We start from the raw sequence: 22,018 nt of genomic DNA, 5'->3' as shown, positions 1-22,018 counted from the left end.
AGAGACGATGGGCAAGCATATCACACCACGCGAGGCCGCAGACCTCATCCCCGACGGAGCCATCGTTTCGGTCTCCTCGTCGTCGGGCCTCGGTTGCCCGGATCTCATGTTGCAGGCGATCGGCGCGCGTTTCGAAGAAACCGGCCACCCCAGGAACATCACCACACTGCATCCGATCGCAGCCGGGGACATGAGCGGCATCAAGGGTGTCGATCACATCGCCCGAAAGGGGCTACTGAAGAAGATCATCGGCGGCTCCTATCCGTCCGGCCCCTCCTCCTCCGAGCCGCCGCTGATCTGGCAGATGATCACCGGAAACGAGATTCCAGCCTACAATATCCCCTCGGGCATCCTTTTCGACATGCACCGCGAGGCCGCAGCCAAGCGGCCCGGCGTGATCACCAAGGTCGGCCTCGACACCTTTGTCGATCCCACCCGCGAAGGCTGCGTCATGAATGCCGCCGCAGCGCAGGAGGCAGTGGTGGAGAAGATCACCTTTGCCGGCGAAGAGTGGCTTTACTTCAAGGCCATCGCGCCGCAGGTGGCAATCATTCGCGCGACCACCGCAGACGAACGCGGCAACCTGACCTATGAACACGAGGGCGCCTATCTCGGCGGGCTCGACCAGGCGCTTGCGGCCCGCAACAACGGCGGCATCGTCATCGCGCAGGTCAAGCGCATCACCAAGGATGGCGCACTCAAGCCGCACGACGTGCGCGTACCCGGCGTGCTGGTCGACTATATCGTCGTCGATCCGGACCAAAAACAGACGACGCAGACGCTCTACGATCCCGCCATTTCAGGCGAGATCTTCCGGCCGCTGGACACATTCCGCGTGCCTGAATTCAACATCCAGAAGGTCATTGCCCGGCGTGTCGCGCAGGAGCTCGAGGCCGGCAGCGCCGTCAATCTCGGTTTCGGCATTTCCGCCAACGTGCCCCGGATCCTGCTGGAAGAAGACCTGCACGGTGCCGTGACATGGGTGATCGAACAAGGCGCGGTCGGCGGCGTGCCCCTGCTCGACTTTGCCTTCGGCTGCGCCTCGAACGCCGATGCCTTAATGCCCTCGCCCTACCAGTTCACCTATTTCCAGGGCGCCGGGTTCGATGCTTCGCTGCTCTCCTTCCTCGAAATCGGCAAGGACGGCTCGGTCAATGTCTCGAAGCTTTCCTTCCGGCCGCATGTAACGGCCGGCGCCGGCGGCTTCGTGGACATCACGGCGCGGGCCAAGAAGATCGTCTTCTCCGGCATGTTCAATGCCGGCGCGAAACTGGCCATCGAGAATGGCAAGCTCGTCATCGAAAAGGAAGGCAAGCTCAAAAAACTGGTGAACGCGGTCGAGCATGTCACCTTCTCCGGCCCACGCGGCGTAGCGCAGGGCCAGGACATCACCTATGTCACCGAGCGCTGCGTGCTGAAGCTGACACCTGACGGTATCGTGCTGACAGAGATCGCACCCGGCATCGACCTCCAGGCTCATATTCTCGACCAGTCGGAATTCGATCTCATCGTCTCACCGGATGTGAAGGTTATGGATGCCGCGCTCTTCACCGACGCGCCGATCGGCCTGACCCTGCCGCAGAAGGCCCCGCGAACACTGGCGAGGGACGACCATGGCTGAGCCGCGCATCAGAGTCAGCATCGAGAGCGCCGTTGCGATCATGACCGTCGCGCGGCCGGAAAAGGCGAATGCCTTCGATATCGACATGCTGAAGGCGCTTTCCGCCGCCTGCGACGACGTCGAAGCCAATGCCGCCGTGCGCGTCGCGATCCTCACGGGCGAGGGCAAGGCCTTTTCCGCCGGCGGCGACATCCGCGCCTGGGCGGGCATGGAGGCCAATGAGTTCGGCCATGCCTGGGTGCGCTTCGGCCACCGGGTCTTCGAACGGTTGGCGACGCTGCGCATGCCGCTGATTGCAGCCGTCAACGGCCATGCGCTGGGTGGCGGGTTGGAACTGGCGGCTGCTGCCGATATCCGCATCGCCGAAACGCAGGTGAAGATCGGCCTGCCGGAAGCTGGTCTCGGCATGGTGCCTGGCTGGTCCGGCACACAACGGCTGGTCAAGCGCTTCGGCGCACAGCCCGTGCGGCGCATGCTGCTGGGCGGCGAGGTCCTGACGGCGGTCGAGGCAATGGCCCTCGGGATTGTCGATCAGGTCGTCGAAACGGGCACAGGCGTCGAAGCGGCACGATCCTATGCGGCCCGCATCGCCGCACGCGGGCCGGCCGCCACGGAGATTTCCAAACTGATGATTTCCGTTGCGAACGGTGAGGACAATGGCGCGGCGGTGGAAGCGCTTGGCTCCATCCTCGTCGCCAAGACCGGGGACCTCAAGGAAGGCGTCGCCGCCTTCACGGGCAAGCGCCCCGCAGATTTCAAGGGAGAATGGTGATGACCGCGCATGTAAGGCCGAAGGCGCTCGACAATTTCAAGGCACGCGACTTCCGAATGCTGATCGACGGGGCGTGGACGCAAGGCGCAGGCAGCGCAATCGAGCGCGTCGCGCCGGGCCATGGCGTCGTCGTCAGCCGCTATCCGGCCGGCACAAAGGCGGATGCCGAGCGCGCCATCGCCGCCGCGCGCAAGGCCTTCGACAATGGCCCGTGGCCGAACATGACCGGGGCGGAGCGCTCCAACATCCTGCTCAAGGCAGCAGACCTCATCGCCGCACGCGCCGACGAACTCGCGTTTCTCGACACGATCGAAAGCGGCAAGCCGATCAGCCAGGCCAAGGCCGAACTCGGCGGGGCCGTCGATATCTGGCGCTATGCCGCGGCCCTCGCACGCGACCTGCACGGCGAAAGCTACAACACACTTGGCGATGGCACGCTCGGCGTCGTGCTGCGCGAGGCCATCGGCGTCGTGTCCATCATCACGCCGTGGAACTTCCCTTTCCTGATCGTAAGCCAGAAGCTACCTTTTGCGCTGGCGGCGGGCTGTACGACAGTCGTGAAGCCCTCGGAAATGACGTCCGGTTCCACGCTGGTTCTCGGCGAAATCCTCATCGAGGCCGGCGTGCCCGCCGGCGTCGTCAACATCGTCACCGGCACCGGCCCGGAAGTCGGTGCGCCGATGACGACGCATCCCGATGTCGACATGGTCTCCTTCACGGGCTCCACCGGTGTCGGCCGTCTCACCATGGCCAATGCGGCGCAAACGCTGAAGAAGGTTTCGCTCGAACTCGGCGGCAAGAACCCGCAGATCGTCTTCCCGGATGCCGATCTCGACGCCTTCATCGACGCCGCAGTCTTCGGCGCCTATTTCAATGCCGGTGAGTGCTGCAATGCGGGCTCACGCCTGATCCTGCACACGTCCATCGCCGATGACGTGACGGCGCGCATCGCCGAGCTTGCAAAGAAGGTCAAGGTCGGCGATCCGCTCGATCCCACGACCCAGGTCGGCGCAATCATCACGCCACAGCATCTCGAAAAGATCGGCGCCTATGTCGACGGTGCGTCGAAGGCAGGCGCCTCGGTCGCACTCGGCGGCGGCACACTCGATCTCGGCATCGGCCAGTTTATGGCGCCGACGATCCTCTCCGGCGTGCAGCCCGATATGGCCGTCGCCCGCGAAGAGGTTTTCGGCCCGGTGCTTTCAGTACTGACATTCGATACGACGGAAGACGCCATCCGCATCGCAAACGCCATCGATTACGGCCTGTCGGCCGGTGTCTGGAGCCGGGATTTCGACACCTGCCTGACCATCGGCCGCAAGGTGCGCGCGGGCACGGTCTGGATGAACACCTTCATGGACGGCGCCTCCGAGTTGCCCTTCGGCGGCTATCGCCAGTCCGGCCTCGGCCGCGAACTCGGCCGCCATGCGGTGGAGGACTACACAGAGACCAAGACGCTAAACATGCATATCGGCGCGCGCACCGGCTGGTGGATGCCGCGATGAGCAGATCCGTCCCGACAACCAGGAAGGGGACCGGCCGTGCAGCCCGCTCAGGGCGTCGGGAAGCCGAACTGCGGTCCCAGGAGCATGGTCAGGTCTTCGGCGTTCTCGCCGGCAATGCGGCGCAGGAGCAGCCGTCCCATCGCCTCGCCCGCAGCCGGCAGATCCTCGTAGATCGTCTCGACCTTCGGCTGGATCTGACTGAGCAGGCGCGACGTCTGCTTGGCGACGATGTCGTATTCCGCGCAGAGCGTGAAGCCGTTATCGCTCATGCCGGTAATAGTGGCCAGCGCGGAGACTTCCCCCGGACAGGTGTAGCCGTCAGGCGGATCGGGCTCGGCGCTGCGGCGGCGCACATAGTCGCGAATCATGTCGGCAGGACTGTCGAGGTCGAGCGCATCGGCAATCTCGTAGGAGACACCCGCCTCGCGCACGGCCGTCATGAAGCCGTGCAGCATATACTGGTGGAACGTCAGCCGCCTGGGGGGCAGGATGATCGTGACCTTGCGCCGGCCCTTGGCGATCAGCCGCTTGGTCGCTTCATAAGCGAAGGCGAAGTTGTCATAGTCGACGAAGGCATGCGGGGTGGAGAATTCCGTGCGCCCGTGGGTCACGAAGGGAAAGCCGTTTTCCAGAAGCAAGCGCACGCGCGGATCGAAGGGCTCGGTGCGCGAAAAGATCAGGCCATCGGCCATGCCGTTGCGGATGATGTAGTTGACCGCATCGACATTGCTGCCGTCGAGAAAGTTCGGCGTGACGATGAGGTGGTAGGACGTCGCCTGCAGCGCGCGGGCAAGACCATGCATGATCGAGGTGCCGAAACCGAGGATTTCCTCATGCGGGTCGAGCAGCACGGAGATCACGTTGGTGCGGCCAGTCTTGAGGCGCTGGGCGGCGCGATCCGGCAGATAGCCGATTTCGGCGGCGACAGCGTGGACCCGGCGGCGCGTGCTCTCCGAAATCTGCGGTGCATTGCCGAGCGCACGCGAGACCGTCGTAATGGCAAGGCCCGTCATCTCGGCAATGGTTTTAAGCGTCGGCTTGCCCGCTCGGGAGATATTGGAAGCGGTTTCGCGGGCGACGGACTTTTCGATTGGGGACACGGCTGCAATTCTTCGGCTGGGGACGATCAATCGCCCGTACCATACCGAGCCATCAGAAGCTCTGCAATCTTGCAATGCACAGGATTTATAACGATTGCAATGCGACGCACAAAATGTCGTGCTGCGTTGAAAACGGGCTGTCAGCCCGAATTTAAAGCCTTCTGAAATCGTGATGCGGTGCCATGCCATGGCGACTTGACTTCGGAAATTTACAACGTTTTAAATTACACCGGCATTGAGCCAGAGAGACAATTCCGACGCCAAGCGCGTCGGGGACATCGGCGGGAGGAGGTTCTCGCCTTTGAACTTGCAACCGGGAGGAAAACGATGCGCAAGTTTGTGACCACCACCGCGATTGCCGCGGTCATGATGGGCCTGGGCGGCACTGCCCCTCGCGCCGCCGAAAATGTGGAAGTGCTGCACTGGTGGACCTCGGGCGGTGAAGCCGCCGCACTCGAAGTCCTCAAGAAGGACCTTGAAACCAAGGGCATTTCCTGGACCGACATGCCGGTTGCCGGCGGTGGCGGCACGGAAGCCATGACCGTGCTGCGCGCCCGCGTCACGGCCGGCAATGCGCCGACCGCCGTACAGATGCTCGGCTTCGACATTCTCGACTGGGCCAAGGAAGGCGCGCTCGGCAACCTGGATGAAGTGGCCAGCAAGGAAGGCTGGGACAAGGTCATCCCGACTGCCCTGCAGCAGTTCTCCAAGTATGACGGCCACTGGATAGCAGCCCCCGTCAACGTCCACTCCACCAACTGGATGTGGATCAATAAGGCGGCCCTCGACAAGGCCGGCGGCAAGGAACCGACGAACTGGGACGAACTCGTCGCCCTGCTCGACAAGTTCAAGGAACAGGGTATCACGCCGGTCGCCCATGGCGGCCAGCCGTGGCAGGACGCGACGATCTTCGACGCGGTCGTGCTTTCGTTCGGAAACGACTTCTACAAGAAGGCTTTCATCGATCTCGATCCGGAAACGCTGGGCAGCGCCCAGATGAAGGAAGCTTTTGACCGCATGACGAAGCTGCGCTCCTATGTGGACGACAACTTCTCGGGCCGCGACTGGAACCTGGCATCCGCCATGGTCATCGAAGGCAAGGCCGGCGCGCAGTTCATGGGCGACTGGGCCAAGGGCGAATTCATCAAGGCCGGCAAGAAGCCCGGCGAGGATTTTGTCTGCATGCGCTATCCGGGCACGCAGGGCTCGGTGACCTTCAACTCCGACCAGTTCGCCATGTTCAAGGTCGCTGCTGACAAGGTTCCGGCCCAGCTCGTTATGGCCTCGGCCATCGAAAGCCCAGCATTCCAGTCGGCCTTCAACGTCGTCAAGGGTTCCGCGCCGGCACGCACCGATGTCTCGGACGAAGCCTTCGACGCCTGCGGCAAGAAGGCCATCAAGGACCTCGCGGAAGCCAATGCGAACGGCACGCTCTACGGCTCCATGGCCCACGGCCACGCCAACCCGGCGTCCGTCAAGAACGCGATCTATGACGTCGTGACCCGCCAGTTCAACGGTGAGCTTTCCTCGGAGGAAGCCGTCGAAGAACTGAAGTCCGCCGTAGAGGCCGCGAAGTAAGGAGGTAGCTCCTCACACCCTACCCTCTCCCCACCGGGGAGAGGGAACTTGAACGTCGCGGCAAAGCCCTTCTCCCCGGCGGAGAAGGTGGCGGCAGCCGGATGAGGGGGCCACGCGCCGCCCTGCAACCCGATTTCAACGGTGGTATCGACCATGGATAGCCGAAGCCGGCTGCAGGAGCTTCTGCCGAAGCTTGTGCTGGCACCCAGTTTCCTCATCGTGCTCGTCTTCGTCTACGGCTTCATCGCCTATACGGGCTTCCTGTCGCTGACGGACAGCAAGATGTTGCCGTCCTACAATTTCGTGGGACTGAGCAACTATTACAAACTCTGGGCGCTGCCGCACTGGTGGCGGGCGGTTTCCAACCTCGCGATCTTCGCCTCGCTTTATATCGTCATCTGCTCGGTGCTGGGACTGGGGCTTGCCATCCTACTCGACCAGAAGATCCGCGTCGAAGGCATCCTGCGGCCGATCTACCTCTATCCGATGGCACTCTCCTTCATCGTCACGGGCACGGCCTGGAAATGGTTCCTCGATCCCGGCATCGGACTTGAGAACACCATGCATCTCTGGGGCTGGGAGAGCTTCGCCTTCAACTGGATCAAGGACCGCAACTACGCCATCTACTGCGTGGTGATTGCAGCTGTCTGGCAATCGTCCGGCTTCGTGATGGCGATGTTCCTCGCCGGCCTGCGCGGCGTCGACAACGAAATCATCAAGGCAGCGCAGATCGACGGCGCCTCCACCTCGACCATCTATCGCCGCATCATCATTCCGTTGATGCGTCCGGTCTTCCTGTCGGCCTTCGTCGTGCTCGCCCATCTCGCCATCAAGGCCTACGACCTCGTCGTAGCACTGACCGGCGGTGGCCCGGGCCAGGCGACCGAATTGCCGGCGACCTTCATGTATTCCTACACTTTCACCCGCAACCAGATGGGCATCGGCGCCTCCTCGGCCATCATCATGCTGGTCATGATCTTCTCGATCATCATCCCCTACCTCTATTCCGAAATCCGCGGAGGCAAAGGCCGATGAGCGTTTCCAGCCCCGACAACGTCATCTCGCACAACAGGCTCACGCGCGCGCTGATCTACTCAGCCCTCATCCTGTTTGCGGTCTATTACCTGCTGCCGCTCTACGTGATGCTGGTGAATTCGCTGAAGCCGCTGGAGGAAATCCGTCAGGGCGGCATGCTGAATCTGCCGCAGCGATGGACCATCGAGCCCTGGATTTCCGCCTGGTCGACGGCCCAGATCGGCGTGCAGCCGACGGGCCTGCGCCCCTTCTTCATCAACTCGATCCTGATGGTCGTTCCGGCCGTGGCGATCTCCACGATCATCGGTGCGCTGAATGGCTACGTGCTGACCAAGTGGCAGTTCAAAGGCTCGAATGTCTTCTTCGGCCTGCTGCTTTTGTCCTGCTTCATACCGTTCCAGATCGTGCTCATTCCGATGGCGCGTATTCTCGGCATGGTGGGCCTCGCCGGGTCGATCTGGGGCCTGACCTTCGTCCACATCATCTACGGCATCGGCTTCACGACGCTCTATTTCCGCAACTACTATGAAAACTTCCCGACCGAACTGGTGCGTGCGGCGCAGATCGACGGCGCGAGCTTCTTCCAGATCTTCTACCGCATCCTGCTGCCGTCCTCCGGCCCGATCATCGTCGTCTCGGTCATCTGGCAGTTCACCAATATCTGGAACGACTTCCTGTTCGGCGCCTCCTTCTCCGGCGCGAACACCACGCCGATGACGGTGGCGCTCAACAATCTCGTCCAGTCCTCGACGGGTGTGAAGGAATACAACGTGCATTTCGCGGGCGCGATCCTCGCCGCACTCCCCACTCTGATCGTCTATGTCGTCTCCGGACGCTATTTCGTGCGCGGCCTGATGTCCGGCGCCGTGAAAGGATAGCCCATGTCGTTCCTGAAAATCAGCAATCTGCGCAAGTCCTATGGTGCGCTGGAAATCCTCAAGGACATCAATCTGGAGATCGAGCAGGGTGGCTTCCTCGTGCTCGTCGGTCCCTCCGGCTGCGGCAAGTCCACGCTGCTCAACACGATCGCCGGGCTGGAACCCATCACTTCGGGCGACATTGCCATCGATGGCCGCTCGGTCGCGGGACTGCATCCCTCCAAGCGCGACATCGCCATGGTATTCCAGTCCTACGCGCTCTATCCGAACATGACGGTGGGCGGAAACATCGCCTTCGGCATGGAAATTCGCGGCGTGCCGAAAGAACAGCGCGAAAAGGCGATCAAGCAGGTCGCCGACATGCTGCAGATCGGCCATCTGCTCGACCGCAAGCCCGGCCAGCTTTCCGGCGGTCAGCGCCAGCGCGTCGCGATGGGCCGGGCGTTGGTGCGCGACCCCAAGCTTTTCCTGTTCGACGAGCCGCTGTCCAACCTCGATGCCAAGCTGCGCGTCGACATGCGTACGGAAATCAAACGCCTGCACCACCGCATGAAGACCACCATCGTCTACGTGACGCACGATCAGATCGAGGCGATGACGCTCGCCACCAAGATCGCCGTCTTGAAGGATGGCGTTCTCCAGCAGTTCGGCACACCGGCCGAAATCTACAACAACCCTGCCAATACCTTCGTTGCCGATTTCATGGGCTCGCCCGCGATGAATCTCCTCTCGGCACGAATCGTGGAAGACGGCTCCGGCGTGGCCGTTTCGCTAGCCCGCCATCAGTCCGACCCGCTGGTATTGTCCGTGCCGAACGCACCGGGCGGACTTGCCGCCTACAAGGGCAAGGACGTGATCTTCGGTATCCGTCCCGAGGCCCTGACCGATCCTGATGGCGCGGACCGCAATGCCCGCACTGTCGGCGAAGGCGATTGCCTGATCGAGGTGGTGGAACCGGCCGGCGCAGACACCTTCGCCGTCACGCATCTCGGCGGCAAGGAGGTCGTCGCACGCCTGCGGGCCGATGTGCGCATCGCCGCCGGTCAGACGGCGCGCCTTGCCTTCAACCTCGACAAGGCCGTGTTCTTCGATCCCGCAAACCAGCTTCGCATCGCCTGAGCAGACCATGACAACACAGCCGGACATCGTCATCATCGGATCGGGTATCGGCGGCTCAACGATGGCCGCCGCCCTCGCCCCGACGGGCGCAAGGATCGTCATCCTGGAGGCGGGCGACCACCTGTCAGACCGTCCGGAAAACCGCGACCAGCGTGCGATTTTCCAGCGCGGCCATTTCCGCCCCAAGGAGATGTGGTACGAGGCCGACGGCACCGCCTTCAACCCCGGCAATTACTACAATGTCGGCGGCAACTCGAAATTCTACGGCGCGGTGCTGGTGCGCTACCGCAAGGAGGACTTCGAGGAGATGCGCCACAGCGAGGGCGTCTCCCCCGCCTGGCCCTTCGCCTATGAAGAGCTGGAGCCGTGGTATTCGGCTGCGGAGAAACTCTACAATGTGCGCGGCGCGCTGGGCGAAGACCCCACCGAGCCGCACCACTCCGCGCCCTATCCTTTTCCGCCCGTGCCGGACGAACCTTCCATCGCGAAAGTCCGCGCCAGAATGAAGGCGCACGGCCTTCATCCCTATTCGCTGCCGCTCGGCGTCGATATCGACCGCTGGTTGGCAAAGGCGAAGACGCCATGGGATGCGCATCCGAACAGCAATGACGGCAAGATGGATGCGGAAAGCACGGCCCTTGCCGAAGCGCTGAAACATGCCAATGTGGAATTGCGGACGAACTGCCGGGTGACCCGGCTCGCCACCGCCGCGCATGGCCGCACCATCTCGACGGTGCACTACATGCGCGGCGATCAGCCGGAAAGCGTTTCACCGAAACTCGTGATCCTGTCGGCTGGTGCGGTGCAATCCGCCGTACTGCTGCTGCGCTCGGCCTCGGAAGCTTTCCCGAACGGGCTCGCCAACAGCTCCGACCAGGTCGGCCGCAACTTCATGAACCACAATTCGAGCGCCGTGATCGGCGTCTCGCCCTTCTACCGAAACACCTCGGTCTACCAGAAGAGCTTCGGCTTCAATGACTACTATCTGTCGGATGGCAACGGTGGCCCTCCGCTCGGCAATGTCCAGCTCCTCGGCCGCGTATCGGGAAAAATCCTGAAGGCCAACATGCCCTCCGCGCCGGAATGGCTGCTGGAGCAGGTCGCCGCCCGCGCCATCGATTTCTACGCCATGAGCGAGGACCTGCCGCATCCCGAAAGCCGCATCACGGTGGATCGCGACCGCATCGTCATGAAATGGACGCGGACCAACTGGCAGGCCCATCTCGACCTTGTGACCAAACTGAAGACCGCGCTGAAGCAGGCCGGTTTCCCCATCGTGCTCGCGCGCGCCTTCGACAAACGCACGCCTTCACATCAGTGCGGCACCGTGCGCATTGGCAATGACCCGGCGACGGCGCCTCTCGATATCTGGTGCCGCGCCCATGATCATCCCAACCTCTTCGTGGTGGATGCTTCCTACCTGCCCACCTCGGCAGCGGTGAACCCCGCGCTGACGGTAGCTGCGCAGGCGCTGCGTGTCGCCAATCACATCCAATCCAGGGATCTGGCCGCATGACGACACCGGACAGACCCGTCGCCATCATCACAGGCGGCCGCCGCGGTATCGGCCTGGGCATCGCAAAGGCCCTGGCATCGGAAGGCTTCGATATCGCCATAACCGGCATCGGCGACGGCGATGCGACGACGGAAAGCGTGATCAGCGACCTTGCGGCGATCGGCGCGCGCGCCATCTACGTCAAGGGCGATCTTGCCGATCTCCCGGGCCATGCGCGGACCGTTGTGGCTATTGAAGACCAGCTTGGCGCGATTGCCTGCCTCGTCAACAATGCCGGCATCGCCTCCGTCGTGCGCGGCGACTTTCTCGATCTCGCCCCGGACCATTTCGACACGATCGTTTCGACCAACCTGCGCGGCACCGTCTTCTTCACGCAGGCCGTGCTGAAGGCGATGCTGCATTCCAAACAGGCCGCCGGACCGCGTTCGATCATCAACATCACCTCCGTTTCGGCAAGCCTCACCTCTCCCGAGCGGCTTGATTACTGCATGACCAAGGCAGGGCTCGCGGCCTTCAGCCAGGGGTTGGCGCTGCGGCTCGCCGATACCGGCATCTCTGTCTTCGAAATCCGCCCCGGCATCATCCGCTCCGACATGACGTCCGGTGTCTCCGCCAAGTACGACGCACTCATCGAGAGCGGCTTGGTACCGATGAAGCGATGGGGCGAGCCGGAGGATATCGGTTCGGCCGCAGCAGCGCTGGCAACGGGAAAATTCGCCTTCGCCACCGGCTCGGTGATCAATCTCGACGGCGGACTTTCGATCGGGCGGCTGTGAACGGCACGGCGCGGGGGTGCCCCTCACCCCGCCCTCTCCCCGCAAGCGGGGCGAAAGATACGAGAGGGCGTGGCAAATTCCTTCGCCCCGCCTGCGGGGAGACGGTGCCGGCAGGCGGATGAGGGGGCAACCCACGACCGCCACGGCACCGAACCATTCTGAGGACCAGGGCATGACCTACGACTATATCATTACTGGCGCCGGCCCGGCCGGCTGCGTTTTGGCGAACCGGCTTTCCGAAGATCCGAGCGTTCGCGTCCTGCTTCTCGAAGCCGGTGGCGGTGACTGGAACCCGCTGTTTCACATGCCGGCCGGCTTTGCGAAAATGACCAAAGGCGTTGCAAGCTGGGGCTGGGAGACCGTGCCGCAAAAGCACATGAAGGGCCGCGTCCTGCGCTATACGCAGGCAAAGGTCATCGGCGGCGGCTCCTCGATCAACGCACAGCTTTATACCCGCGGCAACGCCGCCGACTATGACCTGTGGGCCAGCGAAGATGGCTGCGAGGGCTGGAGCTATCGGGAGATCCTGCCCTACTTCAAGCGCGCCGAGGACAACCAGCGCTTTGCCGACGACTATCATTCCTACGGCGGCCCGCTCGGCGTCTCCATGCCGGTCTCGGCGCTGCCGATCTGCGACGCCTATATCCGAGCCGGCCAGGAACTCGGCATTCCCTACAACCATGATTTCAACGGCCGCCAGCAGGCCGGCGTGGGCTTCTACCAGCTGACCCAGCGCAATCGCCGCCGCTCCTCCGCCTCGCTTGCCTATCTGTCGACAATCAAGGATCGCAAAAACCTGACGATCCGCACAGGCGCCCGCGTCGCCCGCGTCGTGCTCGAAGGAACGCGCGCCGTCGGCGTCGAGGTGGTGTCGGGCACGAGCATCGAGACCATCCGGGCCGAACGCGAAGTGCTGGTCTCCTCAGGCGCCATCGGCTCCCCGAAACTGCTTCAGCAATCCGGCATCGGCCCGGCGGACCACCTCCGATCAGTCGGCGTTCAGGTGAAGCACGACCTGCCCGGCGTGGGCTCCAACATGCAGGATCATCTCGATCTGTTCGTGATTTCAGAATGTACCGGCGACCATACCTATGACGGCGTCGCCAAGCTGCACCGCACGGTCTGGGCCGGCCTGCAATATGTGCTGTTCCGCTCCGGCCCCGTCGCCTCGTCACTCTTCGAGACCGGCGGCTTCTGGTATGCTGATCCCGATGCGCGCTCGCCGGATATCCAGTTCCATCTCGGCCTCGGCTCCGGCATCGAGGCGGGCGTCGAAAAGCTGAAGAATGCCGGTGTCACACTGAACTCGGCCTACCTGCATCCCCGCTCCCTCGGCACAGTGCGGCTTTCGTCCGCCGATCCAGCCGCCGCACCGCTGATTGACCCGAACTACTGGGAAGACCCGCATGACCGGAAGATGTCGATCGAGGGCCTGAAGATCGCCCGCGAGATCATGCAGCAGGCCGCGCTGAAGCCCTTCGTCATGGCCGAACGGCTTCCGGGGCCGAAATTCGTCACCGACGAGGACCTCTTCGATTATGGCTGCGCCAACGCCAAGACGGATCACCACCCGGTCGGCACCTGCAAGATGGGTACGGGCGCCGACGCCGTCGTCGGGCTTGACCTGAAGGTGCGGGGACTTGAAGGTCTGCGCGTCTGCGACAGTTCCGTCATGCCGCGCGTTCCGTCCTGCAACACCAATGCCCCGACGATCATGGTGGGCGAAAAGGGCGCCGATGTCATCCGCGGCCTGCCGGCGCTGCCGGCCCAGGTTTTTCAGTATGAGCGCAACGATGCACGCCCCAGAGCGCGCGCCAATATCCGATAGGGAAGATCATGATCCGCCACTGCGTTTTCATCCGCTTCAAGCCGACCATCTCCACCGCCTATAAGACAGAGCTGTTCAACGAGATCGACACCCTCAGGGACCGCCTGCCGGGCATGCTTGCTGTCCATATCGGCACCAATGTCAGCCCCGAAGAAGGCATGGACAAAGGCTTCTCCGACGGCTTCATCGTCGATTTCGCCGACAGTTTCTCACGCGACGCGTATCTTGAAGACACGGAGCACAAGGCAACCGGTGGCCGGCTTGTGGCGGCGGCCGAGGGCGGGGTTGCCGGCATCCTCGTCTACGATCTCGAAACGGGCGACTAGAGCATTTTTGCATCGTCCGACGTCGAAGCAATCCCGCTTCGGCTCGAAATGCTTTAGACCCGTCCGGCTCGGCGTGCGAGCGCACGTTCGACGGCCGAGAAGGCGTCGTAGATCAGGACAGCCAGCACAGCAACGACGACGCCGCCCTGCAGCACGAAGGCCAGGTTGTTGGATTGCAGCCCGGCAATGATGACCTCGCCCAATGTCTTAGCCGCGACCGTGGAGCCGATGGTGGCGGTGGCAAGGCTGATCGTGACGGAGAGGCGAATACCGGCCAATATGACCGGTAGTGCCAAGGGCAGCTCCACGCGGGTCAATTGCTGCCAGGCCGTCATGCCCGTCCCGCGCGCCGCCTCGACGATCGCCTTCGGCAGCGTGGAAAGGCCGGTCATGGCATTCTCGAAAACCGGCAAAAGGCCGTAGAGAAACAGGGCAATCAATGTCGGTTTCTCGCCGAAACCGACGATGGGCACCGCAAGCGCAAGCACGGCGACCGGCGGAAAGGTCTGGCCGATATTCACGAGGCTTCGCGAGAGCGGCAGGAACTCTGCCCCGACCGGCCGCGTGACGAGGATGGCAAGCCCGACCGCGACGAGGGTAGCGGCGAAGGTTGCCGTGAAGACCGTGGCGAGGTGCGACAGGGTCAGCGAAAGCAGGCTGCCCTGATTGTAGATTGCCGGCGCATTCGCCTGCACCAGCGGCTTCAGCAGCGGCTCGAAAAGCTCAGGGCGCACCAGAAATGCGATCAGCAGGATCAGCGCTGCCAGCCGCAGCAGGTTGGGCAGGAACCGCCTCATTGCGGCCTCGCGGCGCGCCGGGCAAGACCGGCTAGCGTGACACGACCGAGGGGGGCACCATCCGAGCCGACCACCGGCAAGGCCTCGCGACCCGACCAGAGCAGCGAAGACAAGGCCTCGCGCTGGCTGAGGGAGGCAGCGATCGGCTCACCCTGCGCTTCGCCTGCCTCGGCAGCGTCCCCGGCAGTCCCGATCGACAGCAGCCGGAATGGCCTCTCCTCCGTGCCGATCAGGGTTTCGACGAAATCCGTCGCCGGGTTCACCAGCATTTCCTCCGGCGCCGCGCATTGCACGATCCGGCCCTTGTCCATCACAGCGATCTTGTCCGCGAGATGGAACGCCTCCTCCATGTCGTGCGTGACGAGAACGATGGTTGTGCCAAAATGCTTCTGGATCGCCAGAAGATCGTCCTGCGCCTTGGCGCGAATGACGGGGTCGAGCGCACCGAAGGGTTCGTCCATCAGGAGGATGTTCGGCTCGGCGGCGAGCGCCCGCGCCACACCGACACGCTGCTGTTGACCGCCCGACAGCTCATGCGGATACCGCGGACCGAAGGCGGAGGGATCGAGCTGGAACAGCGTCAGCAGCTCCTCGACCTTGGCGGCGATGCGCTTCTTGTCCCAGCCGAGCAGGGTCGGAACCGTCGCGATGTTTTCGCCGACCGTGCGATGCGGGAACAGGCCGTGGCCCTGGATCGCGTAACCGATGTGGCGGCGCAGTTCATAACCGGGGATCGAGCGATTGTCCGCGCCATCGATGCGGATCATGCCCTCGCTGGGTTCGACGAGACGATTGATCATGCGCATCAGCGTCGTCTTGCCGGAGCCGGACGTACCGACGATGACGGTAATCGTGTGCGGCTCGACCGTCATCGAGACAGTGTCAACAACGGTGTTGTCGCCGTAGCGCTTGGTGATGTTCTCGATCTCGATCATGCCGCCCTGCCGCGTTTGGATTTGGAAAGTTCGGCCGCCGCATCGAGCACCACGGCGGCGGCGAAGGCGAGCGCCACGGTCGGCACGGCGCCGAGCAGCACGAGGTCCATGGCCGTCTGCCCGATGCCCTGGAAGACGAAGACACCGAAACCGCCCCCGCCGATAAGCGCCGCGATGGTGGCAAGGCCGATATTTTGCACGAGCACGATGCGGATGCCGGTCAGGATGACCGGGAAAGCCAGCGGCAGCTCCACGCCGAAAAGCCGCTGGCGACCGGTCATGCCGATGCCGCGGGCGGCATCGTTGGCATCCCGCGGCACACCCGCAAGGCCGACCACTGTATTGGCGACGACGGGAAGCAGCGAATAGAGGAAAAGCGCCACGAAGGCCGGAGCAGCCCCGATGCCGCGAATCCCGAGCGCGGAGGCCCCTGGCACATTGAGCGCAATCCAGCCGAGCGGCGCGATCAGAAGACCGAACAGCGCAATCGACGGGATCGTCTGGATGATATTCAGCCCGTTCAACACGCCGGCGCGCAGCGACGGAACGCGATGGCAAAGAATGCCGAGCGGGAGGCCCACCAGGCACGCGGACGCAAGCGAGCCGAGGGCCAGAACGACGTGGCGCCCTGCCTCCAGCCAGAAGGTCTCGGCACGGCTTCCATATTCCTTGAGGATCGAAAGCCCGTCCCAGATGCCGGACACAAGAAGGCCCGAGACCGTCGCGGCAACGGCCAGCAGCAGGCCGATCCGGGCGAGCGGCGAGAGCCGCAATCGCGCCAGCGCATCTGCTGTCAGCAGCGCGAAGGCGAAGCTCGACAGCCAGAAACCGGAGGCGGGCGAGACACGCGCATAGGTGTTTTCAGGCGGCGTCAGGTGACCGGCAGAGAGGCCAATGAGGACCGCAAGGGCAAGGAGTGCGACAAGACCGAGCAGAAGCCGGAAAAGCGTCGGCGTCTTCAGGACGATGAGAACGATGGCGATAGCAATGAAGGCGAGCAGCGCTGCCCCGTAACCGGCCGGAAGCGCCTCGACAATCCATCGCGCCTCGCCCGGCACGATACGGTTTGCCCGGAAATTGGCGAAGGGCGCCAGAAAGCCGCCATAAGCCAGCAATGCGGCGATCACCACGCCGAGCTTGTCGATCCTGAACCCCATGCGCCCCTTTCGGATAGGTCCCTCCGCCCGGATGGGCGGAGGGAAAGTCGGATTACTTGATGAAGCCGTTCTTCTTCAGGAAGTCCTCGGCAACCGCCTTGGCCGGCTCACCGCCCACCTGAACGCGGCCGTTGAGATCCTGCAACGTCACGAGATCGAGCTTCTCGAAAACGGGCTTCAGCAACTCCTCGATCTGCGGGTTGGCCTTCAGCACCTCCTCGCGGATGATCGGAGCCGGCTGGTAGACCGGCTGCACGCCCTTGTCGTCTTCGAGAACGACGAGACCCGAGGGCGCGATGCCACCGTCCGTGCCATAGACCATGGCGGCGTTGGCGCCGTTCGTCTGGTTGGCGGCAGCGGCGATGGTCGCAGCCGTGTCACCGCCCGAAAGCGTGATGAGCCGGTCCGGCTTCAGCGTGAAACTGTAGGTCGTCTGGAAGGCCGGCAGCGCCGCCGCGGAGTTCACGAATTCGGAGGACGCCGCCAGTACCACCTTGCCTCCGTCAGCAACATATTTTCCGAAATCGCTCATGGTCGCGAGCTTGTTGGGCTCGGCGATATCCTTGCGCAGCGCGATCGCCCAGGTGTTGTTGGCCGGCGAGGGCGTCAGCCATACGATCTTGTTGGCGTCGAAATCGAGCGTTTTGGCGAGCTCGTAGGCCTTGGTCGCATCCTTCCACGCCGGATCGTCTGCCTTCTCGAAGAAGAAGGCGGCATTGCCGGTATATTCCGGATAGATATCGATCTCGCCGGCGGTGATCGCCTGCCGCACGACGGGCGTAGCACCCAGCTGTACGCGATCCGTTGTCTGGATGCCGTTGGCATTCAGAACGGCCAGGATGATGTTGCCGAGAACGCCGCCTTCCGTGTCGATCTTCGACGAGACGACGACCTGGGCGTTGGCTGCACCGGCCGCGAGGCTGAGGGCGAAAGCTGCTCCGATAAACTTGACGACTGGGCGCATGTGAAAACCTCTCCGTATTGCAAAAACCCGTGACGGCATTTTCATCACGTTCGGGAATGCCCGTCCCGGCAAAGCATTCCATATATGGCGGCAAATGGCAAAAAACAGATCGCGCCGGAACGATCGACACAATGTTCCATCGGTCGTCAAAAGATGCCGGAAATCAGGCACTCGCCGGTGGCATTCCCGCATGGACCGGAAGAAGCGCGCAAAGCGTATCCGCAACGACACTGCCATCGTGCTGGCCGCGCTGCCAGGCATCCTCGAACTCCCCGACGACCGCCTCTGCGCCCAGCCGCGCGCAGGTCTCCTCCAGCGCGCCGTTGCCAAGATAGGCGAAGGCGCCGGCGCTCTTTTCGAAGGGCAGCAACTGGCGGTTCGCCAGAACATGGGTGAAGAGGCGCATCTCCGAGCCACCTTGGGCGTGCCACACCCGCGCCGCCACATCCAGCATGCGCGCCAGATCCATTCCGCGCGTTTCGCGACATTGCAGGATGTTGCCGATGAAGATGCGTCTTGCATGTACATTGCGGACAATGGCCGCAACAATGCCGTCCACCAGGAAGTGCGGAAGCACGCTTGTAAAGAAACTGCCTGGCCCGAAGACGATGGCATCAGCGCTTTCGATACTCTCGATCACCGCGTCATTGGCCGGCGCACCGTCCGCCCCTGCAGAAAGCGAAATCTCGCGAATACCCGCCGCGCCCTCTTCATCCGTGAGCGCCGTCACCCGGTGCTGCCCGTCGATTACCCTGCCATCCGTCAGCACAGCGGAAAGCGTCACCGCCGGCGAAACCGTCGATGGCCAGACATGGCCGGTAATGTCGCAGAGTTTGCGGAATACGAAGATGGCCGTGTTGATGTCGCGGTTATGAGCAAGATGCGCCCCGGTCAGGATGAAGTTGCCGATGCTGCCATTGCGAAGGTCGAAGTCGTCGCCGACCGCGGACTGGAACGTGCGCAGATAATTCAGGATCGCACCCCGCAGGCCGGGCTCCATGCGCTCCAGCAGCGGGTGACGCCCCTCTGCGTAGAGGGCGAATTCCGTGCGGGCATCCTCCCGCGCACCGGTGGTAAGCCGCGCATTGCAAAGCTTCACTACGTCACCGGACCGTCCCTCGCCATAGGCCATTGTGATCAACGCCTGACGGATGTCACCGACAGCCAGGAGGCCGAGGCTTTCGCGGATCACCTTCGAACTGCCCCCGCTATCCCAGGCGGGTACGATGCGCGTCAGCCGCACCGGCTTGGAACAGAGGGCAAGATTGGTCGAGCGGCAGGCCGTGCCGCCGGAGAAGAGAACGATATGCGGCAGGCGGCCCTCGGCCATGCGGTCTCCCTACGTTTCGGTTCGGGCCACTATATTATAGGCCAAGCCGATCAGAATCTTGGTATAATCCGCCTTCGGCGTGCTGAAAATGGCATCCTTCAGCCTCTCCTCGACAATCCTGTCGAGCCTTGAGGAGGAAAGCGGACCTGGTCAAGCGTCTGCAGCCTGTTCGCGAGACCCTGGAAACGGCGGATGCACAGCCCATATCTTGCTTCACTAAGCGGTCCTAAAGCGCTGAGCGCTTCGGAGAATGAGAAAAATATTCGCATTTGCCGAAACTATTCGCAGTTTTCTGCCCATCGTTTTGCAATGTTTTCTGCGATTGATCGCCCATCGAACATCCAAGCCAGAAACGGAGTCCCGAGATGAACTGGTTGAAGACACTTGCCGCAGCCGCAGCCCTTCAGGTGGCCGTCCTGGCGCCGGCCCATGCCGGCGAAAACCTTGCCGCAATCCAGTCGGCCGGCACGCTGAAGATCGGCACCGAAGGCACCTACGCACCCTTCACCTATCATGACACCGACGGCAAGCTGGTCGGCTTCGACGTCGAGATTGGCGAAGCCATCGCCGAGAAGCTGGGCGTCAAGGCCGAGTTCCTTGAAGGCAAATGGGACGGCCTGATCGCCGGTCTCGACGCCAACCGCTACGACGCCGTGATCAACCAGGTCGGCATCACCGAGGCGCGCAAGCAGAAATACGACTTCTCCGAGCCCTACATCGCTTCCAAGGCCGTTCTGATCGTCCGCGGCGACGACGACAGCATCAAGGGCTTCGCCGACCTCAAGGGCAAGAAGTCCGCCCAGTCGCTGACCAGCAACTTCGGCAAGATTGCCGAGGGCGCTGGCGCTGAACTCGTCGGCACAGACGGCTTCGACCAGTCCATTCAGCTCGTGCTGACCGGCCGTGCCGACGCGACGATCAACGACAGCTTGTCCTTCCTCGACTTCAAGAAGCACAAGCCCGACGCAAATGTGAAGGTCGTCGCCGAACAGGCCGATGCCGATTATTCCGGCGTGCTCATCCGCAAGGGCGAGCCGGAACTGCTCGAGGCGATCAACAAGGCGCTGGCCGACATCAAGGCCGACGGCACCTACAAGACGATCTCCGACAAGTATTTCGGTCAGGACGTCTCGAAGTAATTGCAGCGTGACCGCTTCGCGGCGGTCCTTTCCTCGCATATAGATAGGCGTTCCGACTGGCCGGGGATTTCCCCCGGCCAGTCGCATTTCCGGAGGTTTCGCCGTGCCGCCGTGGCTTCAACTGATGCTGGACTCGCTTGCGCCCCTGCTCTGGGCTGCGCTCGTCTTCACCATTCCGCTCACTCTTCTCTCCTTCGTGCTCGGCCTGGCGCTCGGCCTGCTAACGGCCGTCGTTCGGCTCTTTGCGCCGCGCCCCTTCTCCGACATCGCCCGTTTCTACGTCTGGGTGTTTCGCGGCACACCGCTGCTGGTGCAGCTCTTCGTCATCTTCTACGGCCTGCCCAGCGTCGGCATCCTGCTTGATGCCTTCCCCGCCGCGCTCATCGGCTTCACGCTCAATGTCGGCGCCTATACCTCCGAGATCATCCGCGCCGTCATTTCCTCAGTGCCGCGCGGCCAGTGGGAGGCAGCCTATTCGATCGGCATGACGTGGTCGCAGGCCATGCGCCGCACGATCCTGCCCCAGGCAGGCCGCGTCGCCGTGCCGCCACTTTCCAACACCTTCATCTCGCTAGTGAAGGATACGTCTCTCGCGGCAGCCGTTACCGTGCCGGAACTCTTCCAGACGGCGCAGCGCATCGTCGCCACCACCTACGAGCCGCTGATCCTCTACATCGAGGCCGCCCTGATCTATCTGGCCTTGAGCTCCGTTCTATCGGCGCTGCAAGTGCGGCTGGAGAAGCGTTTTGCCCGCTATGGCGGCTTCCTGGAGGCCAGGACATGATCGAACTCGAACATATCGAAAAGCGCTTTGGCGACAACCATGTCCTGCGCGACGTCAGCCTGCAGCTCGCCGAAGGCAGCGTCACCGCGCTGGTAGGGCCATCGGGCGGCGGCAAGAGCACGCTGCTGCGCTGCATCAACCTACTGGAAATTCCGACCTCCGGGTCTATCCGCCTCGGTACAGAGAAAATCGATTTCGTCCCCGGCAAACCGGTGGGCTGGGATGCCATCCAGAAGCTGCGCCGCCAGACCGGGATGGTTTTCCAGAACTTCCAGCTCTTTCCGCACCAGACGGCGATCGGCAATGTGATGGAGGGTCTCATCACGGTGTTGAAATGGCCGGCCGACAAGGCACGCGCCCGGGCCATGGAGCTTCTTGAAAAGGTCGGCATGGCACACAAGGCAGATGCATGGCCGGCAACACTTTCCGGCGGCCAGCAGCAGCGTGTCGCCATTGCCCGCGCGCTTGCGCCATCGCCCCGCGTTCTGCTCTGCGACGAACCCACCTCCGCGCTCGATCCCGAGCTTGCAGAAGAGGTGGTCGAGGTGCTGAGCCGCCTTGCGCGCGAAGGCACGACGATGGTGATGGCCACGCATGACCTGCGCCTTGCCTCGCGCGTCGCCGATACGGTCGTTTTCCTCGATGGAGGTGTCGTGGTAGAACAGGGCGGGCCGCGCGGCATCTTCTCGACGCCGCAGCAGGAGCGCACGAAAAAGTTCATTGCATCCCTTAGCGCGCCACACAGTTACGATATCTAGGCAACACGTCGCCTCACGTTACGGTAGCGATGAAATTGCGTTGTAGCAGTTGCATCGGCCGGGCGATTCAAGCAGAGTGGCCTCGATTAATATGACCACG

At 63.0% G+C, this 22,018-nt stretch carries 20 protein-coding genes; 14 read left to right on the top strand and 6 right to left on the bottom strand.

Annotated features, from left to right (window positions below):
* The first annotated feature begins 7 nt into the window (after positions 1-7).
* The 3 genes from MNR02_RS02730 to MNR02_RS02720 are packed head-to-tail and all read left to right on the top strand — an operon-like array spanning position 8 to position 3,898.
* The gene (locus MNR02_RS02730; RefSeq protein ID WP_241948002.1) at positions 8-1,621 is read left to right on the top strand and encodes an acyl CoA:acetate/3-ketoacid CoA transferase; all 1,614 of its coding nucleotides are present in this window, start codon (positions 8-10) and stop codon (positions 1,619-1,621) included.
* Positions 1,614-2,393 carry an enoyl-CoA hydratase/isomerase family protein gene (locus MNR02_RS02725; RefSeq protein WP_241948001.1) on the top strand — a complete coding sequence of 260 codons (780 nt, stop codon included), beginning with the start codon at positions 1,614-1,616 and terminating at the stop codon, positions 2,391-2,393. The genes MNR02_RS02730 and MNR02_RS02725 overlap by 8 nt, the downstream gene beginning before the upstream one ends.
* Positions 2,393-3,898 carry an aldehyde dehydrogenase family protein gene (locus MNR02_RS02720; protein WP_241948000.1) on the top strand — a complete coding sequence of 502 codons (1,506 nt, stop codon included), beginning with the start codon at positions 2,393-2,395 and terminating at the stop codon, positions 3,896-3,898. The genes MNR02_RS02725 and MNR02_RS02720 overlap by 1 nt, the downstream gene beginning before the upstream one ends.
* A 47-nt stretch (positions 3,899-3,945) precedes the next feature.
* On the opposite strand, the gene MNR02_RS02715 is transcribed toward MNR02_RS02720, so the two are convergent.
* A complete protein-coding gene (locus MNR02_RS02715) occupies positions 3,946-4,911 on the bottom strand; it encodes a LacI family transcriptional regulator (RefSeq protein ID WP_241602516.1) in 966 nt (321 codons plus the stop codon).
* Positions 4,912-5,364: 453 nt separating this feature from the next.
* Here MNR02_RS02715 and MNR02_RS02710 point away from each other — a divergent pair, with 453 nt between their 5' ends.
* From MNR02_RS02710 to MNR02_RS02675, 8 genes are all read left to right on the top strand, one after another.
* Positions 5,365-6,576 carry an ABC transporter substrate-binding protein gene (locus MNR02_RS02710; protein WP_241948808.1) on the top strand — a complete coding sequence of 404 codons (1,212 nt, stop codon included), beginning with the start codon at positions 5,365-5,367 and terminating at the stop codon, positions 6,574-6,576.
* Positions 6,577-6,729: 153 nt separating this feature from the next.
* A complete protein-coding gene (locus MNR02_RS02705) occupies positions 6,730-7,611 on the top strand; it encodes a carbohydrate ABC transporter permease (protein WP_241601703.1) in 882 nt (293 codons plus the stop codon).
* Complete coding sequence (locus MNR02_RS02700; protein WP_241947999.1) at positions 7,608-8,489, top strand: carbohydrate ABC transporter permease; 882 nt, start codon at positions 7,608-7,610, stop codon at positions 8,487-8,489. The genes MNR02_RS02705 and MNR02_RS02700 overlap by 4 nt, the downstream gene beginning before the upstream one ends.
* Before the next feature lie 3 nt (positions 8,490-8,492).
* Positions 8,493-9,608 (top strand): ABC transporter ATP-binding protein, encoded by a 1,116-nt coding sequence (locus MNR02_RS02695; RefSeq protein WP_241947998.1) that lies wholly within the window; start codon positions 8,493-8,495, stop codon positions 9,606-9,608.
* 7 nt (positions 9,609-9,615) lie between these two features.
* Complete coding sequence (locus tag MNR02_RS02690; protein ID WP_241947997.1) at positions 9,616-11,124, top strand: FAD-dependent oxidoreductase; 1,509 nt, start codon at positions 9,616-9,618, stop codon at positions 11,122-11,124.
* Complete coding sequence (locus tag MNR02_RS02685) at positions 11,121-11,900, top strand: 3-ketoacyl-ACP reductase (RefSeq protein WP_241601699.1); 780 nt, start codon at positions 11,121-11,123, stop codon at positions 11,898-11,900. The genes MNR02_RS02690 and MNR02_RS02685 overlap by 4 nt, the downstream gene beginning before the upstream one ends.
* A gap of 172 nt (positions 11,901-12,072) precedes the next feature.
* Positions 12,073-13,728, top strand: coding sequence for a GMC family oxidoreductase (locus tag MNR02_RS02680; protein ID WP_241947996.1), 1,656 nt, complete (start codon positions 12,073-12,075; stop codon positions 13,726-13,728).
* An 8-nt stretch (positions 13,729-13,736) separates the two neighbouring features.
* On the top strand, positions 13,737-14,054 hold the full coding sequence (locus MNR02_RS02675) for a Dabb family protein (protein WP_241947995.1): 318 nt from the start codon (positions 13,737-13,739) through the stop codon (positions 14,052-14,054).
* A 53-nt stretch (positions 14,055-14,107) separates the two neighbouring features.
* On the opposite strand, the gene MNR02_RS02670 is transcribed toward MNR02_RS02675, so the two are convergent.
* From MNR02_RS02670 to MNR02_RS02650, 5 genes are all read right to left on the bottom strand, one after another.
* The gene (locus tag MNR02_RS02670) at positions 14,108-14,851 is read right to left on the bottom strand and encodes an ABC transporter permease (protein WP_241601692.1); all 744 of its coding nucleotides are present in this window, start codon (positions 14,849-14,851) and stop codon (positions 14,108-14,110) included.
* A complete protein-coding gene (locus MNR02_RS02665; protein ID WP_241947994.1) occupies positions 14,848-15,786 on the bottom strand; it encodes an ABC transporter ATP-binding protein in 939 nt (312 codons plus the stop codon). The genes MNR02_RS02670 and MNR02_RS02665 overlap by 4 nt, the downstream gene beginning before the upstream one ends.
* Positions 15,783-16,943, bottom strand: a complete 1,161-nt coding sequence (locus tag MNR02_RS02660; protein ID WP_241947993.1) for an ABC transporter permease — start codon at positions 16,941-16,943, stop codon at positions 15,783-15,785. The genes MNR02_RS02665 and MNR02_RS02660 overlap by 4 nt, the downstream gene beginning before the upstream one ends.
* Positions 16,944-16,995: 52 nt before the next feature.
* Positions 16,996-17,907, bottom strand: a complete 912-nt coding sequence (locus tag MNR02_RS02655; RefSeq protein WP_241947992.1) for an ABC transporter substrate-binding protein — start codon at positions 17,905-17,907, stop codon at positions 16,996-16,998.
* Between the two features lie 163 nt (positions 17,908-18,070).
* Positions 18,071-19,237 (bottom strand): gluconeogenesis factor YvcK family protein, encoded by a 1,167-nt coding sequence (locus MNR02_RS02650; RefSeq protein ID WP_241947991.1) that lies wholly within the window; start codon positions 19,235-19,237, stop codon positions 18,071-18,073.
* A 365-nt stretch (positions 19,238-19,602) separates the two neighbouring features.
* Here MNR02_RS02650 and MNR02_RS02645 point away from each other — a divergent pair, with 365 nt between their 5' ends.
* The 3 genes from MNR02_RS02645 to MNR02_RS02635 all read left to right on the top strand — a co-directional run bounded on the left by MNR02_RS02645 (position 19,603) and on the right by MNR02_RS02635 (position 21,918).
* Positions 19,603-20,376 (top strand): amino acid ABC transporter substrate-binding protein, encoded by a 774-nt coding sequence (locus tag MNR02_RS02645; RefSeq protein ID WP_241947990.1) that lies wholly within the window; start codon positions 19,603-19,605, stop codon positions 20,374-20,376.
* Between the two features lie 103 nt (positions 20,377-20,479).
* Positions 20,480-21,160 (top strand): ABC transporter permease subunit, encoded by a 681-nt coding sequence (locus MNR02_RS02640; RefSeq protein ID WP_241601679.1) that lies wholly within the window; start codon positions 20,480-20,482, stop codon positions 21,158-21,160.
* A complete protein-coding gene (locus MNR02_RS02635; protein WP_241947989.1) occupies positions 21,157-21,918 on the top strand; it encodes an amino acid ABC transporter ATP-binding protein in 762 nt (253 codons plus the stop codon). Before MNR02_RS02640 ends, MNR02_RS02635 begins: the two co-directional genes overlap by 4 nt.
* Positions 21,919-22,018 lie beyond the last annotated feature (100 nt).

The organism is Shinella sp. H4-D48 (assembly GCF_022637395.1).
GTDB classification, from domain to species: Bacteria; Pseudomonadota; Alphaproteobacteria; order Rhizobiales; family Rhizobiaceae; genus Shinella; species Shinella sedimenti.
Note: the sequence above shows the minus strand (reverse complement) of the source record. Positions and strands in the feature narration are given on the sequence as shown.